Raw genomic sequence first — 19850 nt, 5'->3', positions numbered from 1 at the left:
TTTTGTTCCCGGGGCGTCGATGGCCCGTGTGGACCCAGCACAGGATCACCCCGACAACCCCTTCGGCATGGACCCCGACTGCCGGAACTGTCCGAACCTCTGTGACGAACGGACGAACGTCGTCCACGGCTACGGCGACGTGGGCGCGGATTTCCTCTTCGTCGGCGGCCGTCCCGGACCGGGGTCGGACCGCACCGGCGTCCCCTTCACCGGCGACCCGGCCGGCGAACGGCTCCAACGCATCCTCGGGGAGTTGGAGTTCTCGGAATCGCCACCCGACGCCGCCCGGCCGGAGTTGGACGACGCCTACCTCACCTACCTCACCCGGTGTCGACACCCCGACCGCGGGCCGACCGACGAGGAGGTGGCCACCTGCGACCCCTACCTCACCGCCGACGTGCGCATGATCAACCCGGAGATCATCGTCCCGATCGGTGACCGCGCGCTCCGGGGTATCGCGGTCGAACACACGACCCGGGCCGCAGCGGAACTCGACGCGACCGAATCCCACGCCACCACCATCCGCGGGCGGGGCTTCGAACTCGTCCCGATGCGCTCGCTCGCCGACCAGACCAACGCCGAGACGGAGGCGTTCGTCGAACACGTCGCCGAGTCGGTACTCGGTCGGGATTACCGGCAGACGAAGGGACGGAGCGGTGCCCGCGACTGACCGACCGGTGACCGGATCGGCGCGTTCAAGGCCACGCCGCCACGAGCGAGAGTCGTGACCACCATCGCCGTACTCGCCGACCCGCCGCGCGAGGGCCTCGTCGCGACAGACCTCGCGGCGACGAGTCCGCTGACCGAGGCCGAGGCCGCGGAGTGTTACGCCGCAGGCCTGTCGGACGTGTTCGTCGCCGTCTCCCGTTCCGGCGGGGAGTTGCTCGTCAACTACCGGCCCGACGACCTCCTGCCCGACGATCACGTCACCGAGACGTCCTCGGAGGCGGCGCTTCGAGCGCTCGCGGCCTCGGCCCTCGACGACATCGGCGACGTACGATTCGAACCGCAGGTCGGGTCGTCGTTCGACGCGCGCGCCGGCAACACCGTCACGCATCTCCTCCGGGAGGAGGGCGTCAACTCCGTCGCAGTCGTCGAGGGATCGGCCCCCTTCCTGACGCGTACGCTGATCGACAACGCCGCGATGAAACTCCGGCGTGCCGAAGTCGTCCTCGGGCCGTCGACCGGCGGCCGGCGGTACTACGCCGGATTCACCGAACCGGTCGACTTCGACGGCGCGTTCGCGCGCCCGGCGGTGGAGACGCTCACCACCCGCGGCCGGTCGGTCGGCCACGACGTCGACTTCCTGCCCGTCCAACCGGTGATCGAGACTGGCGAGGACCTCCTCGACGCCCTGCCGATCCTGAACGCGCGGATCGACGGCGAACGCGCGGTACCTGGAAACACGGCGGCCTTCTTCGACGACCTCGACCTGCGGGTGTCGTACGACGGGTCGGAGCCGCGACTGGTCCGGAGCTGAGCCGAGGGCGGACCCGCCCTCGGAGACGCGTTCGGCCGCGTCGCCCGAGGATCGCCGAAAGCGGTACGCGCCGGTGGGGACCCCGGCGCCGCACGGTGACCACCACGCTTTCGGTGGTGCACCGGAAACCGGGAATTGATGCTTTCCGAAGGGGACGTACTCCGCGACGCGTCGGGGTATCGGGCCGAAGTCACGGCGGTGAGCAAGGACGTCGTGCGACTCCGGATGACGATTTCTATCGACGACTTCGCCGCCGAAACCGGGAACGATCCGGACCGGTTGCGGCGGACGCTCTCGCCCGGCGACACCGTCACCGACGACGAGACGGGCGCGATCATCGACCTCCTCGAGATGTCGGGGACGATGATGCGCATGGAGGGGGAGTTCCCCCGACAGTACGTGGAGCGACGACACGACGCGGGCGACTTCAGCATCTTTTGACAGCGACGCGACCGATCGGCGGACGGTACGGCAATGAGAAGGAATTAGTGTGACTGGATTGGTGAACCGAATACGGTGAATCGACCGTCGTCACGGGCCGTCTCACCGGTCATAGCGAGCGTCTTGCTAGTCGCCGTCGTGGTTATCCTCGCGGCGACGATTTCGGTGTTCGTGCTCGGGGTGGCTGACGAAACCAACCAGCCCGGCCCGATGGTCGGTCAATCGACCGGTGAGCTCGTGTACAACCGGCCGGGATCGAACGACCAAATCGTTCGAATTACTCACGTCGCCGGTGATCGGTTGGATGTGACCAACTTGGAGATCGCTGTCGATGCAACCGATGCCTGCGGGAAACGATCCCGGATCGTGAACCTCCCGACGACCACGCTCGGGTCAGCAAATTACAACGGTGATGATATTTTCGACTACTACAGTCCTGACGGGGGGCAACTCGACACGAGCGCAGACGGCACGTGGCGTGCTGGCGAAACTGCCACCTTTCGACTTGCGAGCACGGAATGTGAACTCGGCGACGGGGATAGCGTAACGGTTCGCGTCGTTCACACGCCGACAGAGTCGGTCGTGATCAAGGAGACGCTGACCGCGACGTAGGCGACCACCGAGTCAGTCCGATCCCACACTCTCCCATCCCTCGCACGGCACTCCTGGCGAGGGGTTTTTCCGACCGGCGGTTGGGAAGCCGCTTTCACTTCGCGTGCCTCGGGACCGAGTGCCGCGTCGACGCGGCCACCGTATTCCATCCCGCCACGCCCGTCGGACGATTCGCGTGACGGGCTGGAATCGGGAGCGATAGCTTCAACTTTTTGCGGACTGTTCGGATTCATGTACCCGTACGACACGGCGGCCCCTCCACACTACGCGGTGGGATGGCAGAGCGGCCTATTGCGCCTGCCTTGAAAGCAGGTAGCCTCACGGCTTCCTGGGTTCGAATCCCAGTCCCACCGGTTTTCGCGAACGCTAGTGAGCGAAAAGCGGCCGCTGGGATTCGGATCAGGGAGTGGAGTGAGCGAACGCGAGCGAAACGACCGTGGTTCGAATCCCAGTCCCACCGACTTCCCTCGACTCACTCCGTTCGTCTCGGTCGCAGATGTCCCACTCGATCGCTGTATCCCCCGGCCCGTGCCACCAAAACACACGAACAATAATTATAAATTCGCGGGTCACCTACCGGTGCGTATGTCGACACAGGGTTCGACGTCGGCGGCGTTGCACCGCTGTGGGTGTGGCGAGTGCTTCGACTCGACGGCGGAACTCCTCGCACACGCCCGCGATGTACACCGATTCACGCCGCGGTGAGATCGGCGGACCGAGCGTAACGGTTTTGCGGCGGCCGTCCGAGATGTTCGTATGGACTGGCCACACGATCCGGACGGCGACGAGGGGAGCGAGGGCCGACGCAAGTACGGCCACGCCGTCGTGGCGAAGAAGATCGACGAGACGGAGGATTTCCCACTCGACGTGCCGGCGTTCGTCGCGGAGTACGGCGACGATCCGGTCCGCATCGACTCGGAGACGGTCGTCCCACTCCGGGAGGTGTTCGAAGGCGTCGACGCCGAGACCGTAGAGGACTTCGAGACCCTCCACCGGCTCCTCGGCGAGGCGATGCGGGAGAACGGCAACTGGTTCTACGAGGGCTCCGAGGCGTTCGTCGGGGACGCCTGACACACGGTCGCCGCCCGTCGACCCCCCGTCGACGACGGGGTCGGCGAAGTTGTCGAACAGCCGACGCGTCCGTCCGGGCGTTGCTCCCGCGCCTCCGGTCACCGACTCGGCGGTCTCCATCTCGTACCCGGGGTGACTGTTTCTTGTATCGTGTATCGCGGTCGTGCGACGGAACTGATTTGTCCCGTGTGGCCGTACCGACACCATGGTCGCGGTAGAGACGGCCACGCCGGGCGACGCCGACGCCGTCGCCGACCTCTGGGTCGACCTCGCGCGCGAACAGCGCCGGTACGGCTCGCATCTGCTCGCCGACCCGAACCGGGACGCGATCAGGGAGTCGGTGGCGCACCACGCCGTCGAGGGAGGGCTCTCGGTCGCGCGCGACAGCGGCGACGTCGTCGGGTTCGTCCGGTACGGCGTGGAGGAGGGTCCGTTGGCCGTGGCGGTCACCCACGGTGTCGTCCGTGATCTCTACGTCGCGCCGGCCCACCGCCGGTCGGGGATCGGATCGACGCTTCTCGACGCCGCGGAGGCGGCGTTGCGGGACAGTGGCGTCGACGTGATCCGACTGGAGGCACTGGCGGCGAACGACGACGCCGTCCGGTTCTACGAGGACCGAGGCTACCATCCACACCGGATCGGTTTCGAGCGAGAGGTCGAAACCGATAAGCACTCTCGGGCGGAGCGATAACCCGTCGTGGCGTGCCAGGGGAGCATGGGCGGTTCATGCACTCGACTTGTAATCGAGACTTCGTGGGTTCGAATCCCACCCCTGGCTGTCCACTGCGAACGACGTGAGCAGCGAAACCACGGGGTGAATTCGAATCAGGAAGTGGAGCGACGTGGAACGACCGTGGTTCGAATCCCACCCCTGACTCGTAGTCGACAAAAAATCGAGAGGTGACGACGACGCTTTCGTGGGCGGGGTGACGTCCTGATCTCGATGGCATATCGTTGTCGGGTGTCTCCCGACTCAGAGCCCGCCGACACCGGCCCCCTCTCGGATCGAGCGACGGATTCGATCCGATTAAAGTTCACTGAAACTATAATTAATTATTGATTGTCGTAGATGATCGATCAGTCAGCTTCGAATCCTCTGGGCTCGTCTACGACATCGGGCGGATCGACCGCACCGGTCGGATCGATCCCGCCCAGACGGGTGATCCGCCCCCGTTGCGTGGGGAGGTCGGCCGACTCGCTGCCGAGAACGAGGAAGCCGGTGAAGATGGTGACGAAGCCAGCGACGGCGACTGCGGAGATGGTCTCACCGAGGAGCATCCACCCGCCGAGCGCCGCGACGACGGGGACGGCGTAGAACACGAGGTTCGCCCGGATCGCCCCCGCATCGTCGAGGAGGCCGAAGTAGGCGATGTAGGCGACGGCCCCGGCGAGGAGGCCGACGTATCCGAGTGCGGCCATCGCCGTGGGTGTCCACTCGACGGCCGCCGGCGACTCGCCGACCGCGAGGCTGAGCAGGTGACAGAGCACCGCGGCGAAGGGGAGTCCCCACGCGGTCCGAACGGTGCTCGACAGACCGTCGCCCGCCCGCCGGATGAGGACACTCCCGAGCGCGCCGCTCACCGCGCCCGCAAACAGGATGGCCTGTCCCACGCCGCCGCCGAGGAGTGTCGACGGATCGGGGTCGACCACGAGGGCGACGCCGACGAAGCCGAGGGCCATGCCGAGGACACCACGGAGGGAGAGACGTTCGTCCGCGAGGAGGAACGCGGCGAACACCGGCGTCAGGATGGGATTGAGGCTGAAGACGATGGCGGCGGCGGCGCTGGTGGTGTACTCTTGGCCCACGAACAGGAGCGCGTTCGTCAGACCGATGGCGAGGACGCCGGTCGCCAGGATGCCCGCGGCGTCGCGCCGGGTCCGTGGCAGCAGGTCGGTACGCGGCGTCGTGACGGCCGCGTAGCCGAGCAGTGCAACCGCCGCTACGTCGAAGCGAAGCGCGACGAACAGCAGCGGCGGAAAGTAGGCGAGACCGGCCTTCGCGGCGACGAACGTGCCGCCGAAGAAAATGCTCGTGGCCGCGAACGCGACCAGCGAACGACGGTCGGCCGCGGTCACTCCACACCCCCGTGTACGGTCGGTTGGCGTCGCGTTTCGTTCGGTGAACTCCGAAGACGAGTACTCATCGAACCTTCCTACGGACCGGGGACGTTTAGTTTAATTCATAAAATATTGCACGATAAGAAACGGGCGCGATCGGTGACGGCTGCTCGCGGTGTGCAATCGTTTCACGGGACGAAAACGGTTTTCCCGTGGGGTGTCTCCGTGTGGGTATGGAGTCCGCACTGTCGGAGATCGAGTTCCTCGCGCTCTCGGCGAACCGGGTGGCAGTACTCCGGCGTCTCGTCGACGGACGACACACCCGGGGGGACCTCGCGATGGCCACCGGTGCCTCGCAGGCGACTCTCGGGCGCATCCTCCGGGACTTCGAGGACCGGTCGTGGATCGAACGCGTCGACGGCGGATACACCGCCACGGCCACGGGGGAACTCGTCGCCGACGGCTTCCTCGACTTGCTGGAGATCATGGAGACCGAGGTGGAACTTCGGAGCGTGGTTCGCTACCTCCCCACCGACGCCATCGACTTCGACTTGCGTCGCTTCGACGACGCCACCATCACCGTTCCGAGCGGAACGAAACCCAACGCCCCCGTGAGTCGGGTCCTCGACCTCCTCCGGGACGCCGACGAGATCCGGGCGTTCTCCCACGCGTTCAACGAGGGGAGCCTCACGGTCGTGGAGGAACGGGTGACCGACGGCGAGTCGACGTTCGAGGGCGTGTTCTCTCGGCGCGCCCTCGACGCGGTGGCCGACGACGCCGGCCTGCGGCGGCGTCTCGACTCCCTCCTCGACGCGCCGGGCACGAACGTTCGGGTGCGGGAGGCGGAGATTCCGGTGGCCGTGACCGTCGCCGACGACGTGGTCCACATGCTGTTGCGGGACGAGGACGGGGTTCTGCGAGCGTCCATCGACAGCGACGACCCGATCGTCCGCGCGTGGGCACACGACACGTTCGACCGGTACTGGAACGCCGCGTCCCCCGTCGACGAGGACGAACTCGTTCACTGACGGGGATCGCGGGACCGTCGCTCGTTTACCAGTCGTCCGCCACAGATCGTGCAGGTCATCCGAAACGGACTCGCTTCGATCTCCCGATCGCAGCCTGGACAGACGTACCGAGCCATCACGTCGACCGGTACGGTGCCGTACCAATTAAATATTTCCGTGATACTTCGACATGCGACCGTTGAAACACTAATAACGCCACGATCGGTCGGTGTTCGCCGAGTCGACGGTGAGGGAAACACTTAGCACGACGCTGTGGGATCCAACGTGTATGCCCCAGTTGCGGTCGTGTTACTTCTGTGGTGCCGTCGGCGACTCGCTTCGCGAGTACGACCTCGCGCCGGACGACACCGTTTCGGAGGGATCGCACTCGGCCGTCCTGTGTTCGACCTGCCACGAGAAACTCCGTCGGGTGCTCGAACCGCTGACCGACGCGTCGTCGAGCGAGGGGTCGGGCGGTACGGTCGGCGAGCCATCGTCGACCCAACCGATCACCTTCGGCGCGGACGGGGCGTCGTCCGGCAGGGGCGACGAGACGGAGGCAGGCCTGCCGACCGACCGGAACGGATCCGACGACGCGGGCGAAGACGGGGAATCCACCGACGACGCGGGACGCGGAGCGGAGGCCGGGGACGACACCGACGCGACCGGCGACGAGAGGGCAGGCGAGAGCGCCGACCTGGGGGCGGGGGATTCGACTGCCGAGGAGGAACCGGACGTGCCGGAGGCGTACTACAAGGTGCTTCGACTCCTCCAGAACCGCGAGTTCCCGATGGAGCGTGCGGAGTTGACGACGCTAGTGACCGCCGCCTACGAGGTCTCCGAGCCACAGTGTGAGCGGATCCTCGAGACGGCGATCGATCGGGGCGTCCTGGTCGAGGACGGGGCGACGCTGGATCTGGGGCGGAACTGAGCGGGAGCGCAGGCGGTGTCGAACGCCTCGGTCGGAGATCGGCGTCACTCGTGGTGGATACGGGACGTGTCTTCGGCAGGTAGTGCGCCGAAAAGCGGCCGGACGATCCAGTCCGGCACCCTCGTCGTCGTCCCGGTCACCTCCACGGCTGGTGATCGCTCGGTGCCGGGCTGGTGTGGACGGCGACCGATCCGCTCCCGTCCTTGCCGCCCGACGCGGTCGGGTCGTCGGCCCACCCCGAGAGCCTGCATGAACGATCACTCCCTCCTCCGCGTAGGAGAGGGCCACGCGTAGTCGGCCACGGGAGGGTCCGATTAGAACTTGTCGAGGACGACGTTGTAGTGGTAGTCGGTCGCGTATTCGATCTCGCGGACCGTCCAAGGGGTCTCCCGACAGACCGTTCGGAATCGGTCGGGGGAAAGCAGCCGAAACAGCAACGTCTCGCCGACCTCGCCCTCGTACTCGAAGTGGAAGACGCGGTAGGCGACCCCCGACTCGGGCGTCCCGCGGAACCCGAGCAGATCCGTGGCTCCGTCGCCTTCGGGGTCGTACGCGTCCAAGACGGCGGTGCCCTCGGAGGTCGTGACGACCGCGAGGTCGTCGAGGAACCGCCGCAGTCGGGCGTCGTCGAACGCGAGTGTCGTCTGCGTACCGAACGCCTGTGCCGATCGGAACCGGTTCGCACCGAACGTCGCTTGCAGGTCGAACATATCCGCTCGGCGAGCGTCGGCGACACCCCGTTCGTTCATCACCGTCACGAGGTGCTCGCTGACCTCGATTGCCACGGTTTCGAACCGTCGCTGGTAGTACAGCGCGTCCCGACCCGCACCGGCACCCATATCCAGGTGTGGACCGTCGAACGACGATTCGAACCACACGGTCCACTCACCGCCGGCGTCGCGCTCGTCGAAGTAGAACCGCTCGATAGGGTGTTCTCTCCGGTCGTCGCCGTCGAGTTGCCAGAGTGGAGCGGTCCGCTCGCCGCGGTGATGGTCGAGGATCGCTCGCCCGAACGGATCGGCCATACGCGACGATCGGCGGTCTCGAATATATAGGTTCGATCGGTGGCGGAGGGGACTCCGACCCGGGGCGGTCGGTCCCGAGACGGCGGGGTCGCAGGCTCGTCTCGGCCCTACGCCCCGCTCCCCGGCAACCGTTCCGGCTCCCCCGACCGGAGGATGTACTCGACCGCGATGCCGTTGAGCGGCGAGTCCGCGGCCTCGGCGTACGACCGCGCCAGATCGAAGTAGCGGTTCGTGATCGAGACCACCTCGTCGTAGGCGGCCGCGTCGTCGTCGTGGAGGACGTACTCCGCGGTGACCGGCGTGAGTTGCCCCTCCGCGACGTCGTCGTCGTAGTCGTCGACGTCGTCCAACCAGATCTGCGCGCCGATGATCGCGAGGACGATGGACCGCCCGAACGCCTCCGGAAGCTCGAAGCCGATACCCCGGTAGGCGTCGAGCATCCCGTCGTAGATGACGCCCACGCGGTCGTACTGGGTCTTCAGGTACGGCAGGTCTCGCTCCCGCTCCGCGAAGGGTGTATCCTGGGGGACTGGCGCGAACTTGTACTCGCGTTCGATCCGCTCCGTGGCCCCCTCGACGCCGTCGAGGGCGTCGGTGAACGCCTCGCGGAACCGCTCGTCGCGCTCCTGGTGGGCCTCCGAGCGGTCGACTGCGTCGTCGTAGGCGTCCCGGACCGCGTCGGGCGCGCGGGCGAACGCCACCTCGACGACGCCCTGTAAGTGGGTCTGGACGCAGGTCGCGACCCGTCGGGGGTCGGGAGTCGGCTCGCCGGGGATCGACACCTCAAAGTCCTCGAACTCGTCGTCGTTGATCGCGTCGCGCATGTCGCCGTCGAGCAGCGCCTGGACGATGAGCGCCGTCGCCTCCTCCGCACGCTCGACGTAGGCCCGCGACTCGGCGTTGGCGGGAGCCGACGGGTCCGCGGCGCGGAGCAGTCCCCGGACGCCCGTGGTCTCGTCGTCGATCGGATCGTACCCCGGGGCCGAGCGTGCGAGCGCCCGGCGGTAGAGGTAGCCAAGCGTCAGTTCCGCGGGGAGGGTGAGTTTCGTCTCGTAGCGAAAGGAGACGGCGTCGGCGTCGACCTCGAACGCCTCGGCGAGGGCCGCCGCGCAGTCGTCGTACACGTCGTCGAGGATCGTCTCCATCCGGTCGTCGACCGCGGATTTGATCGCGAGTGCCCGGTAGTCGATCCGGCCGGTCTCGGCGTAGTACCCGAGCACCGCCCGCTGGGCGGTGGGGAGACGGTCGACCCCGGCGAGTCGGCGGGCGAGGGGCTTCATTGCGCGTGACGTGCCCGGCGACCGGCATCAACCTTGTTATCCCGTCACCCCGATCGACCGGACGGTTTTTCGGCGGTGGGCGTTTCAGTAGCGATCATGCAGGTCCACACGGTCGGGTCGGGCACCCCGGAGGTGGCGGTCGTGGGTGGGGTGCACGGCGACGAACCCTGCGGTGTGCGGGCGATCGAACGGTTTCTCGACGCCGATGTCGCCGTCGAACGCGCGGCGAAACTGATCGTGGCGAACGAGCGCGCACTGGAGCGTGGCGTCCGCTACGTCGATACCGATCTGAATCGGGCGCTGCCCGGCGACCCCGAGAGCGAGCTGTACGAGGAGCGCCTCGCACACGAACTGTTGGCCGAAGTCGAGGGGTGTACGGCGCTCGGTATCCACTCGACGGTGTCCTACGACCGCGCCTTCGCCAACGTGGCGTATCTGAACGAGCGAAAACGGGAGGTGGCCGCCCACCTCCCCGTCGACGGCGTCGTCGACTTCACCGTCGTCGCCGACGGCCGATCGGTCGAACTGCCCCGGTTCGTCGACATCGAGGCCGGGCGACAGGGGTCCGAGGCGGCGGTCGACAACGCCTACGACTGCCTCCTCGCCTTCCTCCGGACGGCCGGCGTCCTCGACGGCGACCCACCCGACCCCGATCCGCCGTTCTACGAGGTGATCGACCCGATCTACAAGGAGCCGGGTCGACACTACCTCTTCCTCGGCGACAACTTCGAACGGGTCGACGAGGGAGAGCGGTTCGCGACCGTCGACGGCGACCCACTCGTCGCCGAGGAGGCGTTCTGGCCCGTCCTCATGTCCGATCATGGCCACGACACCCTCTTCGGCTACCGGTCGATCCACCGCGGCCCCTTCTCGTCGGTCGAGGTGGCCCCCGGCGCGGAGGCCGACGAGGCCGTCGCCGACGACGCCACCTGAGGCTCAGTCGTCGACGGGCGTCAGGTGCCTCGGCGGCACCCGATCGACCGTGTACGTTCCGGGACCGCGCTCCGTCACCCGTCGGTCGGCGCGGAGCGACGCCGCGTCGTCGGCTTCCAGCCGACTGCTCGCGGAACGTTGTTCCGCGCTGTCGACGGCGAACGCGACCGGATCGGCCGCAGTCCCTCGGCCTCGATGGCGTCGACGTTCCCGGGAGCTGTGGTACAGACGGAACACACGCCGGCGGCGTAGCCGTGGTCCGGACGGGGTCTGTCACGCGACGGGATGGGCGGCCGCCGGAGAAAAGCCTACAGGAACCCTTCGATGTGGTCCGCGACCTCTTCTAAGGTGGCGCCGACGGGGACGCCGGCGTCGTTGAGCGCGTTGATCTTGCTCTCGGCGGTCCCCGTGCCGCTCCCGGAGACGATGGCTCCGGCGTGGCCCATGCGCTTGCCGGGCGGTGCCGTCCTCCCGGCGATGAACGCGGCGACTGGCGTGTCCATCTCGCGTGCGATGTACTTCGCGGCCTGTTCCTCGTCCTCGCCGCCGATCTCGCCACACATCGCGACCGCTTCGGTCTCCTCGTCGGCCTCGAACAGTTCGAGGGCGTCGACGAAGGAGGTGCCGATGATCGGGTCGCCGCCGATGCCGATGGCGGTCGTCTGGCCGATGCCACGGTTGGAGAGGTTGTCGACCACCTGGTAGGTGAGCGTCCCCGACCGGGAGACCAGCCCCACGTTGCCGGCCGAGAAGATGTTGCCCGGCAGGATACCGAGTTTCGCCGCGCCCGGCGTGATGACGCCGGGACAGTTCGGGCCGACGAGGTGCGTGTCCGTCTCCGAGAGGCGGCGGTTCACCCTCGCCATGTCCTGGGTCGGGATGCCCTCGGTGATGGCGACGACCAGATCGAGCGAGGTGTCGAGCGCCTCGAACAGCGCGTCCCCGGCGAAGGCCGGCGGGACGAAGACGACGGAGGCGTCGGCGTCCTCCCGGCGGACCGCCTCGTGGACCGTGTCGTAGACGGGGACGCCGGCGACCTCCTGCCCGCCCTTGCCGGGGACCGCGCCGGCGACGACGTTCGTCCCGTACTCGATCATCTGCTCGGCGTGGAACTTCCCCTCCCCGCCCGTGATGCCTTGGACGACGACGCGGGTGTCGTCGTCGACTAATACGCTCATGAGTTGACCTCCTCGGCGTTGGCGACCGCACGCTGGACCGCCTCTTCGAGCGTCCGCTCGACCTGGACGAGTTCGGTGTCGAGGATCTCCATCCCCTCACTGGCGTTGGTGCCCGCGAGACGGACGACGACGGGTTTCGGTATCTCGTCGAACTGCGAGAGCGCCTCGTTGATACCGCGGGCCACCTCGTCGCCGCGGGTGATACCGCCGAAGATATTGAACACGACCGAATCGACGTTGTCGTCGGCGAACACCATATCGAGCGCGTTGGCCACGCGTTCGGCCTTCGCGCCGCCACCGATGTCGAGGAAGTTCGCGGGGGCGCCGCCGTAGTGGTCCACCAGGTCGAGCGTCGCCATCACCAGCCCCGCACCGTTGCCGATGATGCCGACGTTGCCCGACAGACGGACGTAGTCGAAGCCGTACTCGCCGGCCTTGCGCTCCAGGTCGTCGCTGTAGGACTCCTCTTCCATCTCCGCGAGGTCGGGTTGGCGGAAGAGTGCGTCGTCGTCGACGTTCATCACGGCGTCGGCGGCGACCACCTCGCCCCCGTCGGTCACCATCAGCGGGTTGATCTCCGCTTCGCTGGCGTCGCTGTCGGCCCAGAGGTCGTACAGCGTCGAGAGCACCGACGAGACGTCGCTGGCCACGTCGCCGTCGATGCCAGCGTCGTACACCGCCTTGCGCGCCTGATAGGGATGCATCCCGAAGGCCGGATCGACGTGTTCGCGCGCGATCGCGTCCGGCGTCTCCTCGGCGACCGTCTCGATGTCGACGCCACCCTCCGAGGAGACCATGGCGACGGGTTCGCCCTCGCTCCGGTCCATCGTCACCCCGAGGTAGAGTTCGTCGACGAAGTCGACCGCCGCCTCGACGAGGACGCGGTCGACGTGGTAACCCTTGAGGTCCATCCCGAGGATCGACTCCGCGGCTTCGCGGAGTTCCTCTCCGTTCGTCGCGATCTCGATCCCGCCGGCCTTGCCGCGGCCGCCGACGTGAACCTGTGCCTTCACCGCCACCGGATAACCCAGGTCGTCGCCGGCGTCGACCACCTCGTCGACGCTCGTCGCGAGGCGTGAGTCCGGCGTGGGGATCCCGGCGTCCGAGAAGACACCCTTCGCCTGATACTCGTGGAGTCTCATGTGAGGTGCCGTTTCCGACGACCGGGAGTTAGTAGTATCGGTCGGCGCCATCCACCACGGGGAGATCACCCCGCGACTGCCGGCGGTCCGTCGGCGCGCGGCACGCGACGACCGAGTGCCGGAGACGGTGAAGCCGTAACCGCCCAGCTTTATTCGCCAGCCCCGCGTAGCCGACGCGTATGCGCGCCGTCCGATACCACGACCACGGCGGAGCCGACGTACTGCGAGTCGACGAGATCGATCGCCCGGACCCGGCCGACGACGAGGTGGTGATCGAGGTGGCCGCCGCGGGGATCAACCCCGTCGACACCTACTTCCGGGAGGGTGCGTACGAACCCTTCACCCTCCCGATGATCCCCGGTGTCGACGCCGCGGGCGAGGTGGTCGCGGCCGGCGCCGACGCCGCGGACGCGGGGTTCGCTGCCGGCGACGCCGTCGTCACCACCGGCCTGAGCAAGGACCACTACGGCGGGTGTGCCGAGTACGTCGCCGTGCCGACCGACCGCGCCGCCGTCCTCCCGGACGGTGTCGACCCCGTCGCGGCCGGCGGCGCGGGTGTCGCGGCCGTGACGGCGTGGCGCGCGCTGATCGACCACGGCGACCTCGAACCCGCACAGACGGCGCTGATCCACGGCGGAAGCGGTGGCGTCGGCCACGCCGCCGTCCAGATCGCCGCCGCGACCGGTGCGCGCGTCGTGACCACCGCCGCCCCCGAGTACCACGACCGCCTCGAATCGCTCGGGGCCGACGCCGCCCTCGACTACGCGCGCGACGACCTCCGGGACGCCGTCGCGACGGCGAGTGGGGGCGACGGCCCGGACGTGATCCTCGACCACCGCCTCGACGACTACCTCCAGTTCGACGCCGACGTAGCCGCCCAGGACGCCCGGATCGTCGGCATCGGCGAGAACGACCCCGAAATCGGCTTCTCGAACGACGGCGTCGCGCGCGGGAAGGAACTCACCTACCAGTTCATGAGCATGTTCAACACGCCGACGCTCGCCCGTCCGCTCGAACGGGTCGCCCACCTGCTCGGCGAGGGCGACCTCACGATCGAGGTGGCCCGGACGTACGACCTCGACGAGGTGGCCGACGCCCACCGCGACGTGATGGCAGACAGCTTCCTCGGCAAACTCGTCGTGACGCTCTGATCGCCGAACCGGATCGGCCTCGGGCTTTTGTGTCGCGCCCCCGAACAGTTTGGCATGTCGACATCCTTTGACTTCGAGGATCGGGTGGTACTGGTCACGGGCGCGAGCGGTGCGCTCGGGAGCGCGATCGCGACGGCGTTCGACGACGCCGGGGCGACCGTCTGTGGGGCGGACGTCGTCGCGCCGGACGACGAGGGATCGCTCGTCAACCCCGGGGAGGTGGACTACTACCGGGGCGACTTTACCGACGAGGACGACGTCGCGGGCGTCGTCGAGTCGGTCGTAGACGACCACGGTGGCCTCGACCACCTCTGTACCGTCGCCGGGACGTGGCGCGGGGGAGATCCGATCCACGAGACCGACGTCGAGACGTTCGACTTCCTGTTCGACGTGAACTGCAAGACGATGTTCCTGGCCTCGAAACACGCCCTTCCACACCTCCGGGCTCGGCAGGGGAGCGTCGTGAGCGTCGCCTCGCGGTCGTCGCTTTCGGGAGGTGAGGGCGACGGGCCGTACCGGGCGTCGAAGGCCGCAGTGCGCCTGTTGACCGAGACGATCGCCGCGGAGAACGAGGGTGCCGTCCGGGCGAACGCGATCATGCCGAGCGTCATCGACACCCCGGCGAACCGAGAGATGATGCCCGACGCCGACCACGACGAGTGGGTCGACCCCGCCGACATCGCACGGACCGTCCTCGCGCTCTGTTCCGGCGCGACGACGGCAACGAGTGGCGCGGCGGTCCCGGTGTACGGCGAGGCCTGAGACGGCGCGTCCGGACCGTGGGACTTTTTTACACACTCCGAGTACGGTCGGCAAATGTCACAACGAGAGACGTGGGCAACGAGACTCGGCTTCATCCTCGCGGCCGTCGGCAGCGCCGTGGGGCTAGGTAACGTCTGGCAGTTCCCGTTCCAGACGGGGGCCAACGGCGGCGCGGCGTTCATCGTCGTCTACCTCGCCGCCGTCTTTCTGATCGGCTTCCCGGCGATGCTCTCGGAGTTCGTCGTCGGTCGGCGCGCCGAGCGCAATCCGATCGATGCCTTCGCCCGCCTCGGCCACCGCGACTGGCGGATCGTCGGCGTCCTCGGGACGCTCTCGGCGTTCTGGATCCTCTCTTTCTACAGCGTCGTCGGCGGCTGGGTGATCCGGTACGTCGTCGGGAGCGCACGGGGGACGTACTTCTCCGGCTCCGAGGCGTACTTCGGGGCGATCTCCGCCGGGCCGGAGGCGGTCGGCTTCCACGCGCTGTTCATGGCGGTGACCGTCGGCGTCGTCGCCCTCGGCGTGACCGACGGTATCGAGCGCTCGACGAAACTGATGGTGCCGAGTATCGTCGCACTCCTGATCGGGCTCGCGGTGTGGGCGGGCGGTCTCGACGGCGGGGCCGCCGGGTACGCCTACTACCTCTCGCCGGACATCGACGCACTAGTCGCGAACATCGGTACGATCCTTCCCGCGGCGGTGGGGCAGGCCTTCTTCACCCTCTCGTTGGGGATGGGTGCGATGATCACCTACGCCTCCTACATCGGCCGCGACGACTCCCTGCCGGTCGACGGCGGAACCATCGTCGTCCTCAACACGGTCGTCGGTCTGCTCGCCGGCCTCGTCGTCTTCCCCATCCTGTTCTCGCTGGGGATCGAACCCGGGAGCGGCGGGCTGGGGGCGGCGTTCATCACGCTCGCCGGCGCGTTCGCGCAGTTGCCCGCCGGGCGCATCCTCGGCGTCGCGTTCTTCCTCGTCCTCCTGTTGGCCGCGCTCTCCTCGGCGATCAGTCTCCTCGAAGTCGTCACGTCCTACCTGGTCGACAACACCGACCGCGAACGCTCGACCATCGCCGTCGCCCTCGGCGTCGCCATCTTCGCACTCGGCGTGCCGAGCGCGTTCGGCCTGTCGATCCTCGGCTGGTACAACGCCATCGCCTACAACCTCCTGCTTCCCCTGTCGGTGCTCACTCTCCTCCTGTTCGTCGGCTGGGTCGACGCCGACGCCGCCGTCAGCGAACTCCGGCGTGGGACCGGGCTGAGCGAGTCGGGAGCGGTTGCGTGGCTCTGGTTCGTTCGCACGCTCGTACCCCTCGGCGTCCTGGTGACGCTCCTGCTCGGTCTGCAGACCCTCGCCGTCGACGCCGGCCTCTTGGACGCCGCAGTGGTGTAGTTTCGATCCGCTGACGCCTCGCGACTCGAAACCCACTTGAGGCGCTTCGACCGAATGGGAGACGATGGCACGAGAGACGTGGGCCACGCGGAGCGGCTTCATCCTCGCCGCCGCCGGGAGTGCGGTAGGACTGGGGAACATCTGGCGGTTCCCCTGGATGACTGCCGAGAACGGCGGGAGCGCCTTCCTCGTGGTCTACCTACTGATCATCCTCGCAGTCGGGGTGCCGGGTCTCCTCGGGGAGTTCGTGATCGGGCGTCGCGCCCGGCGCAACCCCGTGGGCGCGCTACACGATCTGTCCGGATCACGGCGGTGGGCCGCCGTCGGCGGACTCTCCGCACTCACGGGCGTCGCCCTCCTCTCTTTCTACAGCGTCGTCGGCGGGTGGATCCTCCGGTACCTGCTCGTCTCCCTCGTGGGGCCGTTCACCGGCGGGGCGGCCTACCTCGCCGACCCCGGTGCCTACTTCGGGAGCGTCTCCTTCGGCGCTCACGCCGTCGCGTACCACCTCCTGTTTCTCGGCGTGACGGGGGCCATCGTTCTCGGCGGGGTTCGCCGGGGCATCGAACTCGGGACGAAAGTGATGGTGCCCGCCGTCCTCGTCCTGTTGGTCGGGATGGCTGCCTGGGTGTCGACACGCTCCGGCACCGGTGCAGGCTACGACTTCTTCCTCGCGTTCGACCTCGACGGCCTGCGGGAGAACCTCTTTGCGGTCCTCGGCCCGGCGGCCGGACAGGCACTCTTTACCCTCTCGGTCGGTGCCGGGACGATGATCACCTACGCGTCCTACCTCGACGAGGATCGCTCGCTCCCCTTCGACGGGTCGGTCATCGCCCTGCTCAACACGGGCGTCGGCGTCCTCGCCGGCCTCGTCGTCTTCCCCCTGCTGTTCTCGCAGGGCGTCGACCCCGGGACGGGCGGCCCCGGGGCGCTGTTCGTCGGTATCGCCGGCGCCTTCGCCGCCCTCCCCGGCGGCGAAGCACTGGCAGTCGTCTTCTTCGGCGTCGTCACCCTCGCTGCGTTGTCGAGTTCGATCAGCATGCTGGAGATCCCCGTCGCCGTCCTCGTCGACGAAGGAGGGTGGTCGCGGCGACGGGCGGTCGGGTCGCTCCTCGCACTGATCGCGACGACCGGAAGCGTCACTGCGCTCCGACCGGGCCTCTTCGACTTCGTCGCGGGCACCCTCGTCGACCTGTTGCTCACCGTCGGCCTGATCGCCTTCCTCCTCTTTGCGGGGTGGGTGCTCGGCCGCGACGCGATCGAGGAGTACCTGACCGGTGCCGGGGCGTTCGCGTCCCGCCTCGCGACGCCGTGGCTGTTCGCCGTCGGCGTCGCCATCCCCACGTTCCTCGTGTTCACGCTGCTGACGACCGCCGGCGTCGACGGGCGCGTCGGCTTCTGGCCGACGGTTGGCGCCGCCGTCGGCGTCGTGGGCGTCGCCGTTGGCGCGACCCTCGTCGGCCTCCGACGTCGGCGGGCCGCGGTCTGATCCCGGCGTCGGAATCCTTTTGCCGCCGGTCGAACCTCTATCGTACGATGATAGGTGGTCGACCATGACCATGGAGGACCGCATCGAGGAGCTTCGCGAGAAGCGGGCGCGGGCCCTCCTCGGCGGCGGCGAGGACCGCATCGAGTCCCAACACGCGAAAGGGAAGATGACCGCCCGCGAGCGGGTCGACTACTTCCTCGACGACGGCACGTTCACCGAGTTCGACCAGTTCCGCACCCACCGAACCCACAAGTTCGGCATGGAAGAGAAACGACTCCCCGGCGACGGTGTTGTCACGGGGTACGGCGACGTGAACGGCCGCAAGACGTTCGTCTTCGCCCACGACTTCACCGTCTTCGGCGGGTCGCTCGGCGAGGTGATGGCCGAGAAGATCTGTAAAGTGATGGACAAGGCGATGGACGTCGGCGCACCGATCGTCGGCCTCAACGACTCCGCGGGGGCGCGCATTCAGGAGGGCGTCCGGAGCCTCGCGGGCTACACCGACATCTTCCACCGCAACGAACGGGCGAGCGGCGTCGTCCCACAGATATCGGGGATCATGGGCCCCTGTGCCGGCGGTGCGGTCTACTCCCCCGCGATCACGGACTTCGTGTTCATGGTCAGCGACACCAGTCACATGTTCATCACCGGCCCGGACGTGATCGAGACGGTCACCGGCGAGGAGGTGACCTTCGAGGAACTCGGCGGGGCGGCCACCCACGCCTCGAAGACGGGTGTCGCCCACGGCGCCTACGAGGACGAGGAGACGGCACTCGACAATATCCGCCGTCTGCTCTCCTATCTCCCCCAGAACAACGTCGAGGACCCGCCACGGGTCGACCCGTGGGACGACCCGGACCGCTCGGCGGACGAACTCACCGACGTCGTCCCCGATCAGCCACGGAAACCCTACGACATGCGGGACGTGATCGGTGGCGTCGTCGACGAGGGCTCGTTCTTCGAGATTCACGCCGACTGGGCGAGAAACGTCGTCGTCGGGTTCGGCCGCCTCGACGGCCACTCCGTCGGCGTCGTCGCCAACCAACCCCGGTCGAACGCCGGGACGCTGACCGTCGACGCCAGCATGAAGGCCTCGCGGTTCGTCCGCTTCTGTGACGCGTTCAACGTCCCCATCGTCACCTTCGTCGACGTGCCGGGGTACATGCCCGGCACCGACCAGGAACACCGGGGGATCATCCGCCACGGCGCGAAACTCCTCTACGCCTTCTCCGAGGCGACCGTTCCACTCCTCACCGTCATCACGCGGAAGGCCTACGGCGGCGCCTACTGCGTCATGGCGTCGAAACACCTCGGCGCGGACGTGAACTACGCGTGGCCCACCGCCGAACTCGCGGTGATGGGCCCGGAGGGCGCAGTGAACATCCTCTACAGCGACGAACTCGACGCGGCCGACGACCCCGAGGCCCGCCGAGCCGACCTCGTCGCGGAGTACCGCGAGGAGTTCGCCAACCCCTACACCGCCGCCGACCGGGGGTTCATCGACGACGTCATCGAACCACAGGAGACCCGGACGCGCCTCGTCGACGACCTCCACATGCTCAAGACCAAACGCGAGAACCCGCCCGAGAAGAAACACGGCAACATCCCGATCTGATGGCCCGAACGCCCGCTCCCGACCTCGACCTCGACGTCCCGGAGGACGCCGACGACGAGGAGGCCGCGGCCATCGCGGCCGCCGTGGGCGCACACGTTCGCGACGGCTACCTCGCCGCGGCCGCCACAGCGGACGAAGAGGCCGACACTTGGGCCGACGGCCGGTGGGTCTTCGCCGGCCGACTCGCGACCCTCCAAGGGCAGTCGGTCCGGGTCACCGACGGGACACCGACCGACGAGTGGACCGCTGCCGGCCGGGCCGACCGCCTCTGATCGGCCCGGAG

The 19850-nt window shown here is 68.0% G+C and carries 20 protein-coding genes, 2 tRNA genes and 1 pseudogene; 17 read left to right on the top strand and 6 right to left on the bottom strand.

All coding sequences use genetic code 11. The features are described 5' to 3' along the window. Nucleotides 1-28: 28 nt before the first annotated feature. From NBT81_RS15025 to NBT81_RS14990, 8 genes are all read left to right on the top strand, one after another. Nucleotides 29-670, top strand: a complete 642-nt coding sequence (locus NBT81_RS15025) for a uracil-DNA glycosylase (protein WP_425498676.1) — start codon at nucleotides 29-31, stop codon at nucleotides 668-670. Nucleotides 671-724: 54 nt separating this feature from the next. Further along, the gene (locus NBT81_RS15020) at nucleotides 725-1480 is read left to right on the top strand and encodes a DUF2064 domain-containing protein (RefSeq protein ID WP_338739645.1); all 756 of its coding nucleotides are present in this window, start codon (nucleotides 725-727) and stop codon (nucleotides 1478-1480) included. Between the two features lie 138 nt (nucleotides 1481-1618). Then, nucleotides 1619-1921, top strand: a complete 303-nt coding sequence (locus NBT81_RS15015; protein WP_338739644.1) for a hypothetical protein — start codon at nucleotides 1619-1621, stop codon at nucleotides 1919-1921. 75 nt (nucleotides 1922-1996) lie between these two features. Continuing rightward, a complete protein-coding gene (locus tag NBT81_RS15010; RefSeq protein WP_338739643.1) occupies nucleotides 1997-2533 on the top strand; it encodes a type IV pilin in 537 nt (178 codons plus the stop codon). A gap of 269 nt (nucleotides 2534-2802) precedes the next feature. Continuing rightward, a tRNA-Ser gene (locus NBT81_RS15005) sits at nucleotides 2803-2886 on the top strand. Nucleotides 2887-3289: 403 nt separating this feature from the next. Continuing rightward, complete coding sequence (locus NBT81_RS15000; RefSeq protein WP_338739642.1) at nucleotides 3290-3604, top strand: DUF5785 family protein; 315 nt, start codon at nucleotides 3290-3292, stop codon at nucleotides 3602-3604. A 205-nt stretch (nucleotides 3605-3809) separates the two neighbouring features. Beyond that, nucleotides 3810-4295 carry a GNAT family N-acetyltransferase gene (locus NBT81_RS14995; RefSeq protein WP_338739641.1) on the top strand — a complete coding sequence of 162 codons (486 nt, stop codon included), beginning with the start codon at nucleotides 3810-3812 and terminating at the stop codon, nucleotides 4293-4295. Nucleotides 4296-4308: 13 nt separating this feature from the next. Further along, nucleotides 4309-4382, top strand: a tRNA-Thr gene (locus NBT81_RS14990). A 299-nt stretch (nucleotides 4383-4681) separates the two neighbouring features. Here the strand turns inward: NBT81_RS14990 and NBT81_RS14985 are convergent. Next, nucleotides 4682-5680 (bottom strand): DMT family transporter, encoded by a 999-nt coding sequence (locus NBT81_RS14985; protein WP_338739640.1) that lies wholly within the window; start codon nucleotides 5678-5680, stop codon nucleotides 4682-4684. Between the two features lie 215 nt (nucleotides 5681-5895). On the opposite strand from NBT81_RS14985, the gene NBT81_RS14980 reads away from it, so the two are divergent. Both NBT81_RS14980 and NBT81_RS14975 read left to right on the top strand, forming a co-directional pair. After that, a complete protein-coding gene (locus NBT81_RS14980; RefSeq protein WP_338739639.1) occupies nucleotides 5896-6690 on the top strand; it encodes a helix-turn-helix transcriptional regulator in 795 nt (264 codons plus the stop codon). A gap of 268 nt (nucleotides 6691-6958) precedes the next feature. Continuing rightward, nucleotides 6959-7600 carry a hypothetical protein gene (locus NBT81_RS14975; protein ID WP_338739638.1) on the top strand — a complete coding sequence of 214 codons (642 nt, stop codon included), beginning with the start codon at nucleotides 6959-6961 and terminating at the stop codon, nucleotides 7598-7600. Nucleotides 7601-7914: 314 nt separating this feature from the next. On the opposite strand, the gene NBT81_RS14970 is transcribed toward NBT81_RS14975, so the two are convergent. Together NBT81_RS14970 and NBT81_RS14965 are read right to left on the bottom strand one after the other, a co-directional pair. Continuing rightward, on the bottom strand, nucleotides 7915-8625 hold the full coding sequence (locus tag NBT81_RS14970; RefSeq protein ID WP_338739637.1) for a class I SAM-dependent methyltransferase: 711 nt from the start codon (nucleotides 8623-8625) through the stop codon (nucleotides 7915-7917). 107 nt (nucleotides 8626-8732) lie between these two features. Next, nucleotides 8733-9905 carry a hypothetical protein gene (locus tag NBT81_RS14965; protein ID WP_338739636.1) on the bottom strand — a complete coding sequence of 391 codons (1173 nt, stop codon included), beginning with the start codon at nucleotides 9903-9905 and terminating at the stop codon, nucleotides 8733-8735. 96 nt (nucleotides 9906-10001) lie between these two features. Here NBT81_RS14965 and NBT81_RS17400 point away from each other — a divergent pair. Next, nucleotides 10002-10256: pseudogene (locus NBT81_RS17400) on the top strand (succinylglutamate desuccinylase); the annotation flags it as partial. Nucleotides 10257-10841: 585 nt separating this feature from the next. On the opposite strand, the gene NBT81_RS14955 reads toward NBT81_RS17400, so the two are convergent. From NBT81_RS14955 to sucC, 3 genes are all read right to left on the bottom strand, one after another. Next, nucleotides 10842-11075 carry a hypothetical protein gene (locus tag NBT81_RS14955; protein ID WP_338739634.1) on the bottom strand — a complete coding sequence of 78 codons (234 nt, stop codon included), beginning with the start codon at nucleotides 11073-11075 and terminating at the stop codon, nucleotides 10842-10844. A 71-nt stretch (nucleotides 11076-11146) separates the two neighbouring features. Then, nucleotides 11147-12016 carry a succinate--CoA ligase subunit alpha gene (sucD, locus tag NBT81_RS14950; protein WP_338739633.1) on the bottom strand — a complete coding sequence of 290 codons (870 nt, stop codon included), beginning with the start codon at nucleotides 12014-12016 and terminating at the stop codon, nucleotides 11147-11149. Beyond that, nucleotides 12013-13158, bottom strand: coding sequence for an ADP-forming succinate--CoA ligase subunit beta (gene sucC / locus NBT81_RS14945; protein WP_338739632.1), 1146 nt, complete (start codon nucleotides 13156-13158; stop codon nucleotides 12013-12015). The genes sucD and sucC overlap by 4 nt, the downstream gene beginning before the upstream one ends. A gap of 179 nt (nucleotides 13159-13337) precedes the next feature. Between sucC and NBT81_RS14940 the strand changes: the two genes are divergently transcribed. The 6 genes from NBT81_RS14940 to NBT81_RS14915 all read left to right on the top strand — a co-directional run bounded on the left by NBT81_RS14940 (nucleotide 13338) and on the right by NBT81_RS14915 (nucleotide 19839). Continuing rightward, on the top strand, nucleotides 13338-14309 hold the full coding sequence (locus tag NBT81_RS14940) for an NADPH:quinone reductase (protein ID WP_338739631.1): 972 nt from the start codon (nucleotides 13338-13340) through the stop codon (nucleotides 14307-14309). Nucleotides 14310-14363: 54 nt separating this feature from the next. Continuing rightward, complete coding sequence (locus tag NBT81_RS14935) at nucleotides 14364-15071, top strand: SDR family oxidoreductase (RefSeq protein ID WP_338739630.1); 708 nt, start codon at nucleotides 14364-14366, stop codon at nucleotides 15069-15071. A gap of 54 nt (nucleotides 15072-15125) precedes the next feature. Continuing rightward, on the top strand, nucleotides 15126-16463 hold the full coding sequence (locus NBT81_RS14930; RefSeq protein WP_338739629.1) for a sodium-dependent transporter: 1338 nt from the start codon (nucleotides 15126-15128) through the stop codon (nucleotides 16461-16463). Between the two features lie 64 nt (nucleotides 16464-16527). Further along, on the top strand, nucleotides 16528-17952 hold the full coding sequence (locus NBT81_RS14925) for a sodium-dependent transporter (protein WP_338739628.1): 1425 nt from the start codon (nucleotides 16528-16530) through the stop codon (nucleotides 17950-17952). Between the two features lie 70 nt (nucleotides 17953-18022). Next, nucleotides 18023-19567 (top strand): acyl-CoA carboxylase subunit beta, encoded by a 1545-nt coding sequence (locus NBT81_RS14920; RefSeq protein WP_338742566.1) that lies wholly within the window; start codon nucleotides 18023-18025, stop codon nucleotides 19565-19567. Further along, the gene (locus NBT81_RS14915; RefSeq protein WP_338739627.1) at nucleotides 19567-19839 is read left to right on the top strand and encodes an acc operon protein; all 273 of its coding nucleotides are present in this window, start codon (nucleotides 19567-19569) and stop codon (nucleotides 19837-19839) included. Before NBT81_RS14920 ends, NBT81_RS14915 begins: the two co-directional genes overlap by 1 nt. Nucleotides 19840-19850: the final 11 nt, after the last annotated feature.

It is taken from the genome of Haloplanus sp. CK5-1 (assembly GCF_037201915.1).
Classification (GTDB): Archaea; Halobacteriota; Halobacteria; order Halobacteriales; family Haloferacaceae; genus Haloplanus; species Haloplanus salilacus.
The sequence above is the reverse complement of the archived record's forward strand: the minus strand, read 5'-3'. Positions and strand labels throughout refer to the sequence as shown.